General features: G+C 61.5%; 10 protein-coding genes and 3 pseudogenes. 9 read left to right on the top strand and 4 right to left on the bottom strand.

What is annotated here, in order from left to right:
* Nucleotides 1–24: 24 nt before the first annotated feature.
* From OKW41_RS07980 to OKW41_RS07965, 4 genes and pseudogenes are all read left to right on the top strand, one after another.
* Nucleotides 25–729, top strand: coding sequence for a succinate dehydrogenase iron-sulfur subunit (locus tag OKW41_RS07980; RefSeq protein WP_429572114.1), 705 nt, complete (start codon nt 25–27; stop codon nt 727–729).
* A gap of 1 nt (nt 730) precedes the next feature.
* Entirely contained in the window at nt 731–1,003 is a 273-nt protein-coding gene (locus OKW41_RS07975) for a succinate dehydrogenase assembly factor 2 (RefSeq protein WP_429446033.1), read from the top strand.
* 136 nt (nt 1,004–1,139) lie between these two features.
* Nucleotides 1,140–2,546: a class II fumarate hydratase gene (fumC, locus tag OKW41_RS07970; protein WP_429572113.1), complete on the top strand. Its 1,407-nt coding sequence runs from the start codon at nt 1,140–1,142 to the stop codon at nt 2,544–2,546.
* Between the two features lie 78 nt (nt 2,547–2,624).
* Nucleotides 2,625–3,984 (top strand): annotated as a pseudogene (locus OKW41_RS07965) (NAD(P)/FAD-dependent oxidoreductase).
* Between the two features lie 89 nt (nt 3,985–4,073).
* Here OKW41_RS07965 and OKW41_RS07960 read toward each other — a convergent pair.
* Complete coding sequence (locus tag OKW41_RS07960; protein WP_429572112.1) at nt 4,074–5,159, bottom strand: hypothetical protein; 1,086 nt, start codon at nt 5,157–5,159, stop codon at nt 4,074–4,076.
* Nucleotides 5,160–5,547: 388 nt separating this feature from the next.
* Here OKW41_RS07960 and OKW41_RS07955 point away from each other — a divergent pair, with 388 nt between their 5' ends.
* Together OKW41_RS07955 and OKW41_RS07950 are read left to right on the top strand one after the other, a co-directional pair.
* Nucleotides 5,548–6,582, top strand: coding sequence for an FUSC family protein (locus OKW41_RS07955; RefSeq protein ID WP_429572111.1), 1,035 nt, complete (start codon nt 5,548–5,550; stop codon nt 6,580–6,582).
* Between the two features lie 542 nt (nt 6,583–7,124).
* Complete coding sequence (locus OKW41_RS07950) at nt 7,125–7,550, top strand: hypothetical protein (protein WP_429572110.1); 426 nt, start codon at nt 7,125–7,127, stop codon at nt 7,548–7,550.
* Nucleotides 7,551–7,828: 278 nt separating this feature from the next.
* Here OKW41_RS07950 and OKW41_RS07945 read toward each other — a convergent pair.
* Nucleotides 7,829–8,014: pseudogene (locus tag OKW41_RS07945) on the bottom strand (BMP family ABC transporter substrate-binding protein); the annotation flags it as partial.
* 489 nt (nt 8,015–8,503) lie between these two features.
* Between OKW41_RS07945 and OKW41_RS07940 the strand changes: the two are divergent.
* Entirely contained in the window at nt 8,504–9,916 is a 1,413-nt protein-coding gene (locus tag OKW41_RS07940) for a sensor histidine kinase (protein WP_429572109.1), read from the top strand.
* 139 nt (nt 9,917–10,055) lie between these two features.
* On the opposite strand, the gene OKW41_RS07935 is transcribed toward OKW41_RS07940, so the two are convergent.
* A complete protein-coding gene (locus OKW41_RS07935; RefSeq protein ID WP_429446018.1) occupies nt 10,056–10,442 on the bottom strand; it encodes a DUF3331 domain-containing protein in 387 nt (128 codons plus the stop codon).
* 562 nt (nt 10,443–11,004) lie between these two features.
* Between OKW41_RS07935 and OKW41_RS07930 the strand changes: the two are divergent.
* A pseudogene (locus tag OKW41_RS07930) lies at nt 11,005–11,241 on the top strand (response regulator); the annotation flags it as partial.
* A gap of 116 nt (nt 11,242–11,357) precedes the next feature.
* Nucleotides 11,358–11,747 (top strand): DUF6232 family protein, encoded by a 390-nt coding sequence (locus OKW41_RS07925; RefSeq protein WP_184072498.1) that lies wholly within the window; start codon nt 11,358–11,360, stop codon nt 11,745–11,747.
* Between the two features lie 113 nt (nt 11,748–11,860).
* Here the strand turns inward: OKW41_RS07925 and OKW41_RS07920 are convergent, their stop codons facing one another.
* Nucleotides 11,861–14,314 (bottom strand): glycogen/starch/alpha-glucan phosphorylase, encoded by a 2,454-nt coding sequence (locus OKW41_RS07920; protein ID WP_429572108.1) that lies wholly within the window; start codon nt 14,312–14,314, stop codon nt 11,861–11,863.
* Between the last annotated feature and the right edge of the window lie 702 nt (nt 14,315–15,016).

Below are 15,016 nucleotides of genomic sequence, written 5' to 3'. Positions count from 1 at the left end.
CTCCCGGACTTAAAGGAAACGACCATGGCAAAACGTACCTTCGAACTCTTCCGCTACGACCCGGATAAGGACGCAGCACCGCGCATGCAAACGTACGAGATCGAGATCAACTCGCACGAACGCATGCTACTCGACGCGATCGTCAAACTGAAAGCTGTCGATGAAACGCTGGCGTTCCGCCGCTCGTGCCGCGAGGGCGTGTGCGGTTCGGACGCGATGAACATCAACGGCAAGAACGGTCTGGCGTGCCTGACGAACATGAACGACCTGCCGCAGAAGATCGTGCTGCGTCCGTTGCCGGGGCTGCCCGTCATTCGCGACCTGATCGTCGATATGACGCACTTCTTCAATCAGTACAACTCGATCAAGCCGTATCTGATCAACGACACGCCGCCGCCGGAGAAGGAGCGCCTGCAGTCGCCAGAAGAACGCGACGAGCTCGACGGCCTGTACGAATGCATCCTGTGCGCGAGCTGCTCGACGTCGTGCCCGAGCTTCTGGTGGAACCCGGACAAGTTCGTCGGTCCGGCAGGCCTGCTGCAAGCCTATCGCTTCATCGCCGACAGCCGCGACCAGGCGACGGGCGAACGTCTCGACAATCTGGAAGACCCGTACCGTCTGTTCCGTTGCCATACGATCATGAACTGCGTCGACGTGTGCCCAAAGGGCCTCAATCCGACGAAGGCGATCGGCAAGATCAAGGAACTGATGGTGCGCCGAAAGGTTTGACATGAACGAGACCCCACACCAGTCCGACCCGCTGCGCCGCGCGCGACTTCGCTGGCGCGCCCGGCGCGGCCTGCTGGAAAACGACCTGATTTTCGAGCGTTTTTTCAGCCGACACGAGCATGACCTCAGCGACGCCGACGTGGGCGCTCTCACGTGCCTGCTCGAGTTGAGTGACAACGACCTGATGGACTTGCTGCTCGCGCGCAAGGAACCGGAGGGCGACCTTGCCGACCCGGACCTCGTTCGACTGCTCGCGCTGCTGCGCTCCGCTTGAGTGCGTCGGTCTCGCATCAGGCGAGCCCACTGGTGACGGAGCCGATGTAGCGCCACTTGGCAGTTCAAGTTCAGTAGTCTGCCGGATTGCTTCATATGAACGGCATGGCCACGCTTTAAATGAAGGATAACTTACGATGGACAATTTTCGCACGGAGGCCGACAGCCTCGGAGAAGTCAGTGTTCCGGCCGACAGGCTTTGGGGCGCCCAGACGCAGCGTTCAATCGAGCATTTCAGCATCGGGCGCGAGCTGATGCCACGGGAAATGATTACCGCCTATGCCTTTCTCAAGAAGGCGGTGGCCAACGCAAATCACGCCGGAAAGCGTCTCGACGACCAGGCCCATACACTGATTACCCAGGTCTGCGACGAGATCCTGGCCGGCCAGCATCACGACATGTTCCCTTTGCACGTCTGGATGACGGGCAGCGGTACGCAGTTCAACATGAACGTCAACGAGGTGATCTCCAATCGCTGTTGCCAGCTCGCGGGCACACCGCTCGGCAGCAAGAAGCCGGTTCACCCGAACGATCACGTCAACATGTCGCAGTCGTCGAACGACTCCTTTCCTGCCGCGATGTACATTGCCGCCGCGCTCAACACGACGCAACGCCTGATTCCCGCCGTCGCGGCATTGCATGGCGCGATCGCGGCCAAGGCTCACGAATGGGACGACATCGTCAAGATCGGCCGTACCCATATGCAGGATGCGACACCGCTCACGCTCGGCCAGGAGTGGTCGGGCTATGCCGGCATGCTTGCAGACAATCTCAAACGCATCGATGCTGCGCTTGAGGGAGTGTATTGCCTCGCGCTGGGCGGTACCGCGGTCGGAACCGGGATCAATGCAGCACCGGGCTTCGCAGAAGCAGCCGCCGCCGAAATTGCAAGGCTGACGGGACTGCCGTTTGTCAGCGCGCCGAACAAGTTCACGGTGCAAGGCGCCCACGATGCGCTGGTGCAGCTTTCCGGCACGTTCCGTACGCTCGCAGGGTCGCTCTACAAGATCGGTAACGATATTCGCCTGATGTCGTGTGGCCCGCGCGCTGGATTCGCGGAACTGCTGATCCCCGAGAACGAGCCTGGCTCGTCAATCATGCCGGGCAAGGTCAACCCCACCCAGGTGGAGGCGCTGACGATGCTCGCCGTGCAGGTCATGGCGAACGACGTGGCGGTCGGGTTTGGCGGCGCCGGCGGATTTCTGGAGATGAACGTCTATAAGCCACTGATGATCTTCAATCTGACTCAGTCGATTACGCTCCTGACCGACGGCTGCACGAATTTCCGGCGCTTCCTGGTCGAGGGCACCAGGCCGAACTTCAGAAAGATCAAGGAATACGTCGATCGCTCGTTGATGCTGGTCACCGCGCTGGTGCCGGTAATCGGCTACGACCGCGCTTCAGCGATCGCTCACCATGCGGCGGAGCATGACCTGACGTTGAAGGCCGCCGCACTGGAACTCGGTTTCGTCGACGAACAGACGTTTGACCGCGTCGTCGATCCGGCCAAAATGGTCAGGCCATATGTCGCCACCGTAGGTTGAGGCCGCGAGCCTCGAACAGTATCGCTCGCCCACGCCTTCCGTTCCGGACGGCGAATTGCAAATACGGAGAGTCTACGCATGCATCGTTTCATCGTCGTAGGGGGAGGCGCGGGGGGGGCTGGAGCTCGCGACGCGCCTTGGCGATCGCTATGGCAAGCGCAAGCGGAACAGGGAGCCACGCGCGCTCGTCACGCTCGTCGATCGTTATCCCACGCATATCTGGAAACCGCTGCTACATGAGGTCGCGGCCGGCAGCATGGATCCCTTCACGGAGGAACTCGCATATGCGGCGCAGGCGTGCTGGCACGGCTTCGAGTTCCAGCAGGGCGAGCTCGTCGGTCTTGACCGCGCGGCGAAACGCGTCACGCTCGCCCCCGTGCTGGATGATGATGGCGCGGATCTGCTGCCGCTGCGCGAACTCGAGTACGACACGCTCGTCATTGCCATCGGCAGCTCCACGCATTTTTTCGGCGTGCAAGGCGCCGAGGAGCATTCGTTCGCGCTGGATACGGTCTGGCAGGCCGAGCGTTTCCGCAAGCGTCTCGTTGCCGCCTGCATGCGCGCCGAGCACCAGCACCAGGAGACCGTCGAGAGCGGGCCGGTTGTGTCGCCGCCAGGCGAACCGCGCATCCAGGTGGCCATCGTCGGCGCCGGCGCGACGGGCGTCGAGCTCGCCGCCCAGCTACGCAACACGGCGCAGGTGCTTTCGGCGTACGGCCTGCACAAGCTCGATCCGAGTCGCGACATCGGCATCGTCGTGATCGAGTCCGGGCCGCGCATTCTGAGCGCGTTGCCGGAGCGTGTGTCTAGCGCAACCTCGGGACTGCTGGGAAAGCTCGATGTGAAGCTCATGACGGGCGAACGGGTCGCGGAGGTCGCACCCGGTCTCGTGCGGACGGCGGGGGGCAAGACCGTGCGCGCCGATTTGACCGTCTGGGCGGCCGGAATCAAGGCGCCGGCCGTGCTCGCGAAGCTCGACGGGCTGCCCGTAACGACCCTCGGCCAACTGGCCGTGCGGCGTACGCTGCAGACGCACACCGATGACGATATCTTTGCGCTTGGCGACTGCGCGGCCTGTCCGTGCTCCGGTAACGAAGGCAATGACCGCAACGTGCCGCCGCGTGCCCAGGCCGCGCATCAGCAGGCGAGCTTTCTGGTGCGTGCGCTAGGCTACCGCCTGGACGGCCGACAACTGCCGGAGTTTACCTATCGCGATTCCGGTTCGCTCGTCTCGCTCGGCCATTTCAGTGCGGTCGGCAACCTGATGGGCGGGCTCGTCGGCGGCAGTATGCTCGTCGAAGGATTGCTCGCGCGTTTCATGTACATGTCGCTCTATCGGCTGCATATTGCCGGGTTGCACGGCTATCCGCGCATGACGCTCGATACCGTCGCGCACTGGCTGAGGCGCACCACGCTGCCGCGCGTCAAGCTTCATTAGTGTTCTGTGGCAACAGCACGTACCGGTTAACGCAATCGCCGCGTAAGTGCTCGCGGCGACTGCGTCATTCGGCAAGCAACGTGAGCGCGTTATTGCTGCTCGTCCACTTGCGCTACGAACGCCATGCCGTGCGGACTGACCAGGTTGGTCACTAACGGAAGGAGCGCCCCGCTGTGCAAATCCAGCTGGCCCACATAGCCCGGCACTGGCGATGCGGCAGTAGCTACGCCCGTGGACGCCGAGAATGCTGCGCCGCGCGGCCAGACGTTGGCGCTGATCTTGTAGATCGTGTTTGTCTTCGTATCGGCCACCAGCAGGAAGCCCCGTCGCGCAGTCGCGAACACCGTGTCGTCAACCAGCACCTGGCCGAGAAGCGGAAGATATTGCACCCGCGGCTCATCGCCCGAAGAGCGCAGCAGAACGAGCTGGCCATCTGCCTGATCATCAAGCAGGACATCACCCGACGGCGTCAGCGTCATCGAATCCGGATCGATCAGGTTGAGGTGCGCCACCGTGCCAAACGGGATGTTGCTGGCGTCCAGTGAGCCACGCAATACCGGCGTGACGTTGATCATGTGAGTGTTTGCATCCACGTGCACAACGCGGACAATCGCGGGACCCGTATTCTGGCCGCTGCCGTTAAGGGTAGGATTGGACGCGCTGAAGTAGGTCTGACCGTCCTTGAACACAATGTCATCGTAACCGCCGCCGTGCAGCGTCTTGCCAAAGGAATAAGGTGCAGAGGCCTGGCCGGTCGCGGGGTTGATGATGACGAGGTTCGGATTTGCATCCTCATTCTGCATCGCCCAGATCTCACGAGTGTACGGATTGACCTTCAGGCCGTCGTTGTGTCCCGCCACTTCGTAACTCTTCACGATGTTGCCGTCCAGCGAGTACTCAACGATCTCGCTCCTCGCGCCATTCGAGCCATCCGGTGCGCCGAGGTTTGCATAGCCGACCCAGACATGATCATCGAGCACGGCCAGGGAGTCGGGTGCGTTGAACAGTCCTCCGGAACCTGTCGCGAAAACGCTCAGGCTGAAGCCCGGTGTGACCACCGGCTTCGCCGAACTTTGCGCATCGGCGCCGCCAGCGGCGAAACAAAGTACGGTGAACGCCAGCGCGGCGCGACTGACAACACGGCTTAATGCACAAACAGGTTGAATGCTGGGCATGTTTCTCTCCTGAAGCGTGTACGCGGGGAAGCGGCGGCACCGGCATGTGCTGAATGGCCGGTAATGAAACGCAATATATGGAAACACCAACGCATGACGTAACGGTGACGAGCATGGAGCCGCGCCGACCGTCGTACCGCTATGGACGGCGCTGATCTATGACGCCCGACTGTTATTCATAAAATGATATGGAGATCGCTATAACGCGTGCATTGCGTATATGCCGGTGGAAACCGATACTGCTTGCAGTGCTGTCTGACGCAGTAGTGGCCGATCAAACCTTAGGTCGTCAGGCGCGCCAAAGAGCCCTGATAGCAAAGACCCGCATCGACCGGATGCTGGTCCCGTCAGAAGAAGAGTTGTTCATCGACGCACAATTGCCACCTATATGTTCAACGGTCTAATCAATTTCCGGATGCTGTCGCGTGGCGCCATACTGCTTTCGCCGATATTCATCGCGGGACTCGTGACAGGCGATCCAATGTGGTTTCGCGCTGAGATCGTCACGCTGTCCGTCTTCATTGCCGCGGAACGCTCGTGCCTTGCACCGGTTGGCGTGCTGCTGCATGCGCTCGCAATAGGGTTGGGCGTTCTGGTCATGACCCTGTCGCTTGGAAGGCCGGAGACGTTCGTGATGGCGTCCGTCCTGCTCGCCATCGTTTGCGCGGGCATCACTGCCGCGGGCTCCTCCATGCGCTGGACCGGCAGCTTCACTTTCATTCCTGTGCTCTATATTGGCTTTGCAACGGCGGACAATGCCAATGGACATCGATTAGGGCAGCTCGGTCTGGAGGTGCTCCCGTATCTCCTTTGCTCAGCGATTCCCGTCATCCTCGCTTCGAGCGCTTCCCTGCTTTCGAAGCAGTTAGCGGGCGGATCGGCCGGCCGTGGTTGGCTCGCGCTTCGGCAGGTGACTGAAGCGCCGGCGCCTGGATGTTTCGAAGGGATTGTCGCCGCTGCCCTCGCTGTTGGCGTGGCGGCATCGCTTGTCGAATGGCCAGGCATTCACTACGGGCAATGGCTGGTTTGGTCGGCGGCCAGCGTTGTCACGGGCGATCTCGCGACGGCGCGCGCCAAATGGAACGACCGGATGATCGGTGCAATCGTCGGCGTTCCCGCAGGGATGCTGGTGGGAGTCTTCATGCCCCACGCGCCGGTGTTCTTCGATGTACTGACAGCCGCTACCGTGTTGACGCTCGTCGCTTTCAACCGGTATGTCATTGCGTTCGGTACGAGATGCGCGCTGCATGCGGTCGCGATCATTGTCGCGGGGCACGCCGTTTTCTTAGCCGACTACCGGGCGATAGACGTCGTCGCCGGTAGCGTAATCGGCATCGTCTTCGTCTTGGGGACCCATCTGATTGCCGGCTCGCTCAAAGGCAACCGCACCGATGGCGGGCTCAGGCCCCGACGTATCGAGTGATGTTCAACGGAACCCATCCTTTCATCAATTCTGGCGTTCCTGTAACGCGCATCTCCGATTGCAGCCGCGGTTGAAGATTTCTTATTCCTTGGGGAAAGCGTGCAAGACCTTGCTGAGGGAGAACGCTTCGGGGTGGACGCTGAATATCACGCCGCCTGATCTGTGTTTTGGTAGGTCGGGAGAAAGTGCTAACGTCGTGAGCCGCAAAAAGACTCCTGAGCGCCTCAGCTTCCAACCATTCTCATGGCCTTCATCGTCCTGGCAACCCAAGTATATTCATGACGCGTTTGAGGTTGTGGGCCAATACCGAGTATGCCTCCGGCAAACAACTGTGGGCACAAGTTCAAACGCTCGAAGAATGGATTTGATACCAATTTTTCTCCTATCCTGGCAAGCATGGACGGCGCTGCTGCGAAGCCTCGTTTGCCTAAAGCCTTGACGGCCCTGCTCTATTCGGAAGCGATGCGTCCAAGCGGTGCGCACCCGCTACTGCGCGCGGTCCGTGAGTCGTGTTGCGCACACACTCATATTCGTCGGAGCGAATGATGTCGCGGACATATCTTGCTCACCAGCATATTTTTGATCTGGCCGTCGTGCACCTTATCAGTCAGGGTCGCGCGTCACTGCTGCCGCGCGGTGGCGGCGCTTACCGCGGCCAATGCGGCGGCTGCCCGGTTGGTGCGCTCGTGCGCCTGAGCGACTACCGGACGTCGATGGAGGGGGTACCTGTGCGCTTCGTTCTAGCCGAAGCCACGCAGATTCCCGCCTACATGGACGCCGGCGTTGCCGCACTAAAGCGTGCACTGCTGCGAGCCAGGGTGAACATCTCTTGCCGCGAGACGGTCGAGCTCCTGAGTTGCCTGCAGAACGTACATGACATCTTTGGCATTTGGGAGTGGAACGACCGCTTGCATTCGATAGCAAGGCAGTTCGGACTGTCGGCGCAGAGCTTGCAGCGCGCTGCTTGATATCAGCGACTGCAAGGCCGGACAGGACGGCTCCATATCGAATGCACTGGCGGTGTCGGGTGTAGACGCATGTCGCCCACGAGTCGCCGCACTGTTATGGCACGCCTAAGATCTACACGATGCCGAGAAGCTCGCCGACCGGCAAGTTCAACTGACGAACGGTAACTTGGCTTCCTGCGCGGCTGCAAGCATCGACAGGGTGATCTTGCGCGCCTCCAGTTTACTTTGCATGATACGAGCGCGCAGCAACAGGCACGCCTCGGCAAGCTTTCCAGATCAAAGATCTCATGCGTAGTAATCGACGGATCGACCGACTGCGCGCCGAGCGGGAACGCCATTGATGTCGCGCAGCACCTGCGGAATCCGTTTGGCGGCGACGAAGCCGAGCTTCTTCGTCTTGTCGCTGTGACCGGCGACAACGCCAGATACTGGCATTGGTCGATATAACCGAAGCGGGACATCAAAAATAGTCACCGCAGGAAGCATGGATTTCCTGATTGTCCGGTTGCAATGAATCGGAAAGCGAGTGCGGTCCTTAGCCTGGTAGCTAACGACCTACCGCGGTGCACAAGTCACCAACAGGTGCAGCCATCGCGACGTGCACCATATCGCGGTCTTTTGGCCACTGTGGATGACCAGACTACTGCCGACGGATTAATTATGCGCCTCGTTACAAGCTGCCATTACCGGCATATGCGATGTTCTCCGCGCTGTCGGCGACCGTTGTCTTTGCGGCGCAAAGCGATCCGCGGAAACACGGAGCGAGCGACCGTGACCTGTCCGGTCACATGCCGCGCGATCTATACTGTCGCGACTAGACAGATTCATTCGTGCGCCCTCCTGAAGCGTCGATTGAGCGCTGAACCAACGCGGCTTTACGTCCGTCGGTGCTTCGCGCGTCCATCAGAGACCAGACGAAAATGAATGTCCTTCGTTGCCCTAACGGACGGGCGATGATCGCGATGTCGATACTGGCGTTGCTGATCTTCTTCGCCGATACCGTCACGGTTCTCGACATCGCCGTCGCCACGTTGTACGTGCTTGTTGTGCTGCTGTCGGCGAGATTCGGATCGACGCGCACGGTCATGCTGGTGGGCGCAGGCTGCATCGCGCTCGCGGTGATCAGTTGGGGGCTCACGCACCCTGCCGGCCCCATCCTCGAGGGCATCGTAAATGAGGTGATCAGCAATCTCACGATTGCACTGGCGACCGTTCTCACTATCCGCAGCCTTCGCACAGAACAGCGGCACCGATATCAGGCCAGCCTGCTCGAACTGACGCGCGATGCTTTCTTTACGTGGGACATGAGCGGGAAGGTCCTCTACTGGAACCGTGGCGCCGAAGCACTGTACGGCTTCGACCGGGCAGCGGCCATAGGCAAGGTCGTGCACACATTGCTCAACACGCAATTCGTCGTACCGCTCGAGCAGATCGTTGACCGGCTTCATCAGCACGATAGCTGGGAAGGCCAGTTCGCCAGGCGTCGCGCCGACGGCGCCCCGCGCATCGTGAGTTGCCGTCTCACTTTGCAGCGGGATGCGGCCGGGCGCGCTTCCATGGTCCTCGAGACCAACAATGACATCACCGAGCGCGTACGGCTCGAGGACGCGCTGGAGCAGGCGCGGTCCGACCTGGTTCGAATGAATCGGGTGCTCGTCCTGGGCGAGTTGACGGCGTCGATCGCGCACGAGATGAAGCAGCCGATCGCGGCGATGATGACGAGCGCGACGGCGGCGCTGAACTGGCTCGATCACGACCCGCCGGCGACGCGAAAAGCTGCTCAGGCGATCGCCCGCATCGTCGATGATGGCAACCACGCGGTCGAGGTTATCGCTCGTGTGCGTTCGCTTGTAAAAAAGGCGCCGACGCGTGCTGAGCGCTGGGACGTGAACGAGGCGGTGGACGAAGTGATTGCACTAACCGGCTCCGACGTCGCACGCAACGGCATTCAGTTACGGCGCGAACTCAAGCAAAGCTCGCTCTCGATCAGCGGCGACCGCGTTCAGGTGCAGCAGGTGCTGATCAACATGGTCGTGAATGCCATCGAGGCAATGCATGGCGTCGTCGACAACCACCGCGTACTGACGGTTACGACCGGAGTCGACGGGCACGGCTATGCCTTCATACAGGTTCGCGACACGGGCGTCGGAATAAACGAAGCAGACCTCCCACACCTGTTCGAGTCGTTCTATACGACGAAAGCGGAGGGAATGGGCATGGGCCTTGCAATCTGCAGGTCGATTGCGGAGTCCCACGGCGGACGCATCGACGCTGAGCAAAACCAGCCTCGCGGAGCGGTTTTCCGGTTGACCCTGCCAGTCGAACGACATGAATCTTCTGGGGCTGCTCCCGCGCATATGGCTTGACCCCCACGCGGTCAAGGGTTTCCCCCAAACACTTTTACTGCCGAATCCATCGTACGCAAGCCGCGGACACGCTATCCACGCCGCGCGGCCAAAATTGCAGCAGGCATCGTCCGCTGCGGCAAAAAACGATGTGCGCGGTTCAGAGAGTCGCCGCGTCGTGCACCACGCAGGCCAGGATCATCGCTTCCGCATTGATGGGCGTTGGGCGTGAGGTCGGCTTGTAGACGGCGTCGCCGGGATTGATCGCTTGCCCGCTCATCGCGCAGAAGCCCGGCATGCGCGCGCGCGCCATGCGCCAGGCCTGGTCGCCGAAACAGCCGCGCGTCGCATCGCGCCAGGCAATCGTGGCCGTCGACGACGTCGGACGGTCGATCAGCGTCACTGCGGCGGTAAAGCATCCATCGGCACAGTGCGCCTTCTGACGGCGCTGCTCGGCCCCTTCCACAGCGGCCAACTGGCGCGAAGGTGTCCCCAGCAGACAGATGGTCTGCGCCCACGGATCCATCACGTTTGCGTTTGCCAGCATGTCGAAACTCCTTGCGAAAGCGATCGGGTTAGCATTGCTTCTGGACTTTGGGACGCGGCGAAGAGCAGCGCGCCGTTCTCCTCCCGCGACGGGCATGCTGGCGACTTATCCACCATTCACAGTCCGCGTCTCGTCAGTCGGTAACAGCGGCTGGCCGCGGCCTTCGTGATGCCAAGCATGCATCGGCCAGGCGCGAAGGTTGTTCTGCATCGTCTGCTGCGCGCCATTGCGCGCGCCAGGTCGGGCCGTGCGGGCCGCGCCTGGCCGCGGGCACAGAGATATGGTCTGAAGCACTCTTGCGATGCGAACGACATATTTCTCTCCATATGTTGCAAGCCAGTCCGGTTTTTATGCTCAACCGCTCGTGCGACTCTTCCAGACGTCGATTCCAGCATACGGATCCCCGCAAGCGGCTGCAAAGCTGCGTTTGGACATAGACCTCATACCTTGGGCTATGCCGTGTCATACTTCTGGGCGTCTCATTGCTTGTTTCGGCCGCGACGCGTCCCGATCGGGCAAGCGAAGGTCTGAACCTTCGGGCGCGCTCTTCACGGAATTTGCTATGGCTACCGATAGGCATGCGCCGCCGTCCACGAGCGGAATCCCCGGCTCCACAGTTTTCGTTGTGGACGACGAAGAGTCCATGCGTCTGGCGTTGCGTGACTTGCTGGAATCAGTGGGGTATTGCGTCGAGCTGTTCGGTTCCGTCCGCGAATTCCTGGATTTTCGCAAACCCGTCGGTCGTAGCTGTCTCATCCTCGATGTCAGGCTGAAAGGCGAGAGCGGGCTGGCCTTCCAGATTGGAATCGCTCTCCCTTGCAACACGGGCCAGAGAGGGGATAGAAAACTCCGTAACTTTAGGAATTTGAAGGAAGTCTGCTACGCTGCGCGCTTCACCACCCTCGCATTGAAACGATGGAAAGCCCTTTCAACGATCGCGGCGTGTCGGTCACGCGCAACGCCCTCTCATCCGCAGGTCAGGTCTTCCCGCTGCGCGATATCGTCGACGTGCAGGTCGTGACCGTGCAGAAGAACAAGGTCGTGCCGCTCGTGATCTCGGTGGCCGGGCTGATCGGCGCAATCGTCGGGGGCGTGCTGCACTCGGCGTCGGGACTCGTATGCGGGGTGATGCTGATCGTGGTCGGTTGGCTTACGTGGGTGACCCAGGACATCACGCATCGGCTGATGGTCAAGACGGCCGACGGCGAGCGCGAAGCGCTGATGAGTACGGATCGCGAGTTCGTCGAACGCGTCGGCGAGGCAGTGCATCGGGCGAAGGCCGCGGCTGCCGCGCCGAAGGCTTGACGCGGGGCGACGATCGAACATGACGAAGCCGTGCGCGACTGATGAGCACCAGTCTCGCACGGCTTTCGATCTGCTTTCCCGCAAGCAACGACTACGTTGCCGTCATCTCGCGCTCAGCCGAGACTGAGCGGACTCACGCGCCAGATATTGCGCGCATACTCGCCGATCGTTCGATCCGACGAGAACTGCCCCATCCCCGCGACGTTCTCGATCGCGCTTTCGGCCCACGCGTGCTTGTCGACGAAACGCGCATCCACTTCGTTCTGCGCCTTCGCGAACGCGTCGAAATCGGCGAGCACCATATAGTGATCGCCCCAGTCGACCAGCGTGTGAAAGATATCCGAGAAACGCAGCGAATCGTCCGGCGAAAAGAAGCCCGTGCGAATCTGATCGAGCGCGGTGCGTAGCGCTTCGTTCTCCTCGTAAATATGCCGTGGCCGATAGCCGCTTGCGCGCAAGTCGTCCACCTCGTCGGCGGAGTGACCGAAGATGAAGATGTTCTCGCGCCCCACCGCGTCGCAGATCTCGATGTTCGCGCCGTCCATCGTGCCGATCGTCAATGCGCCATTGAGCGCGAGCTTCATGTTGCCGGTGCCCGACGCCTCAGTGCCGGCCATCGAGATCTGCTCCGACAGATCGGCCGCCGGAATGATCAGCTCGGCCACGCTGACGCCGTAGTTCGGCACGAACACGACCTTCAGCCTCTCGCCGACCAGCGGATCATGATTGACCTTCTCGCTGACGTCGCCGATCAGCTTGATGATCGTCTTGGCCATCCGGTACGCGGACGCGGCTTTGCCCGCGAACAGCACGACGCGCGGCACCCAGTCGCGCTCCGGATTCGCGCGAATCTCGTTGTAGCGTACGATCACGTGCAGCAAGTTCAGCAACTGGCGCTTGTATTCGTGAATGCGCTTGACCTGCAGATCGAACAGCGCGTCCGGATCGAAGTGCAGCCTCGTGTGATGCGCGAGCCGGTGCACGAGCCGCAGCTTGCTCTGTCGTTTGGCCTCGCGGAACGCTTCGACGAACTCGTCGTCCTTGCGCAGATTACGCAGCTGCTCGAGCTCGAACAGATTGCTGCGCCAGTGTGTGCCGATGCGCGCGTCGATCAGCGACGACAGCGACGGACTCGCCTGCGCGAGCCAGCGGCGCGGCGTGATGCCGTTGGTCACGTTGGTGAAGCGGTCCGGATAGATGCGCGCGAAGTCGGCGAAGATGTCGCGCGTCATCAACTGCGAATGCAGCTTCGACACGCCGTTCACCTTGTGACTCGCGACGATCGCCAGATACGCCATGCGCACGCGCCGCTGCCCATATTCATCGACGAGCGAAATGCGGCGGATCATCTCGGCGTCGTGGCCCGAGTGCTCGCTGACGTGTTTCAGAAACTGCGCGTTGATTTCGAAGATGATCTCGAGATGCCGCGGCAGCAGGCGTGACAACATTTCGACATCCCAGGTTTCGAGCGCCTCGGGCATCAGCGTGTGATTCGTGTACGAGAAGATCTGCGTCAAGTGTTTCCACGCCTTGTCCCACGGCACATGATGCTCGTCGACGAGCAGGCGCATCAGTTCGGGAATCGCGAGCACCGGGTGCGTGTCGTTCAGATGCACCGCGACCTTCTCCGAGAAGCGTCCGAACGTGCTGTGCGTGCGCTGATAGCGGCGGATCAGATCCTGCATCGTCGCCGACACGAAGAAGTACTCCTGGCGCAGCCGCAACTCGCGGCCGGCCGGCGTCGAATCGTCCGGATAGAGCAGCCGCGACACGTTCTCCGACATGTTCTTGGTATCGACCGCGTTGCGGTAGTCGCCACGATTGAATGCGCCGAGGTCGAGTTCCTCGGTCGCGCGCGCGGACCATAGGCGCAGCGTGTTGGTCGCGTCGGTCGCGTAACCGGGGATCACGGTGTCGTAGGCGGTCGCGTTCACATGCTCGGTGTCGATCCATTCGGTCTTGTCGCCGCGCTGCACGGTGCGGCCGCCGAAGTGCACCATGTACTTGATTTCGGGTCGCGGAAATTCCCATGGGTTGCCGGCGCGCAGCCAATAGTCGGGCGCCTCGACCTGCTCGCCGTTGACGATTTCCTGACGGAACATGCCGTACTGGTAACGGATGCCGTAGCCGAAGCCCGGAATGCCGAGCGTCGCCATCGAGTCGAGAAAGCACGCCGCGAGCCGTCCGAGACCGCCGTTGCCGAGCGCTGCGTCGGGTTCGAGATCGATCAGCGCGTCCATGTCGACGCCGAGGCTCGCGAGCGCCTCCTTCATCTGATCGTGAATGCCGAGCGCGAGTAGCGCGTTGGTAAAGGTCCTGCCGATCAGAAACTCCATCGACAGGTAGTAGACCCGCTTCACGTCCTGCTCGTATTGCAGGCGGGTGGTCTTCATCCAGCGTGCGACGAGCCGGTCGCGCACGGCCAGCGCGGCCGCGTGCAGCCAGTCGTGCGGGTGAGCGGTGACAGCGTCCTTGCCGACGCCGTACATCATGCGATTCGAAATTGAGCGCCGTAGCGCGTCGACGGTACTGTTGAGCTGCTCGAATTCCAGATCGACGGCTGTCATCGAAGCCTCCGGGAAGTTCGACATGGCAGACGCGAACCGCACGGGAGACGGACGGGAGGCGCGTGCCTGTCGGAGCGGTTTAAACAAAACAGAGTAGGACATTTTAGGGATCGCGCCTACTGGCGCGCGAGCGGACGGTGACGCATACGGCGTGCCCGGCGAACTCGCCCGCTGCCGCGCGACCGAGCCGCGGCGGGCGCCCGGACGCGGTGCAAAGCCGCGTGGCAGCGGCACTCGGGGTGGGCATCGGCGCGCGTGAGTCGGGGGACGAAAGCGGGCTGGGGAAGACAAACGCCCGAAGCATCTGCGAGCCGCACATCGATTATTTTTCCGATGCGTGACGAGCGGATGAAGCTCCGAATAGCCTGATTTTGTGATCGAATCGGGCGGCCCGTTCTGCCGGGCGGTTCTGTCGTATGCGTGTTGGATTTGACACGGGGCGTGTACCGATTCGGAGATGGCGGGGCGGATTGGCGGTTAGTTGCGTTTCATTGAGATCAAAGCGCCTCATCTTCAAGCCGCCTCCCGGTCCCTGCCCGCCTCCCTGCACGATCGTGCCGTCTCTGCAACAATCGCGACGTTGCGCCGCACAAGCCGCCACACTGATCCGCCGTGGACCGACAGCGCGCGCCTCACCCACGACGAAACCGCCGCCCGAGCGCGTCGCCTCTCCGGAAGCGACCGACACCGGCATGCCCAACC

Source organism: Paraburkholderia sp. UCT70, assembly GCF_050434085.1.
GTDB classification, from domain to species: domain Bacteria; phylum Pseudomonadota; class Gammaproteobacteria; order Burkholderiales; family Burkholderiaceae; genus Paraburkholderia; species Paraburkholderia tuberum.
Note: the sequence above shows the minus strand (reverse complement) of the source record. Positions and strands in the feature narration are given on the sequence as shown.

Coding starts and splice junctions, on each gene's coding strand:
- OKW41_RS07980 (WP_429572114.1), top strand. CDS start 25: ATGGCAAAACGTACCTTCGAACTCTTCCGCTACGACCCGGATAAGGAC.
- OKW41_RS07975 (WP_429446033.1), top strand. CDS start 731: ATGAACGAGACCCCACACCAGTCCGACCCGCTGCGCCGCGCGCGACTT.
- fumC (WP_429572113.1), top strand. CDS start 1,140: ATGGACAATTTTCGCACGGAGGCCGACAGCCTCGGAGAAGTCAGTGTT.
- OKW41_RS07960 (WP_429572112.1), bottom strand. CDS start 5,159: ATGCCCAGCATTCAACCTGTTTGTGCATTAAGCCGTGTTGTCAGTCGC.
- OKW41_RS07955 (WP_429572111.1), top strand. CDS start 5,548: ATGTTCAACGGTCTAATCAATTTCCGGATGCTGTCGCGTGGCGCCATA.
- OKW41_RS07950 (WP_429572110.1), top strand. CDS start 7,125: ATGATGTCGCGGACATATCTTGCTCACCAGCATATTTTTGATCTGGCC.
- OKW41_RS07940 (WP_429572109.1), top strand. CDS start 8,504: ATGATCGCGATGTCGATACTGGCGTTGCTGATCTTCTTCGCCGATACC.
- OKW41_RS07935 (WP_429446018.1), bottom strand. CDS start 10,442: ATGCTGGCAAACGCAAACGTGATGGATCCGTGGGCGCAGACCATCTGT.
- OKW41_RS07925 (WP_184072498.1), top strand. CDS start 11,358: ATGGAAAGCCCTTTCAACGATCGCGGCGTGTCGGTCACGCGCAACGCC.
- OKW41_RS07920 (WP_429572108.1), bottom strand. CDS start 14,314: ATGACAGCCGTCGATCTGGAATTCGAGCAGCTCAACAGTACCGTCGAC.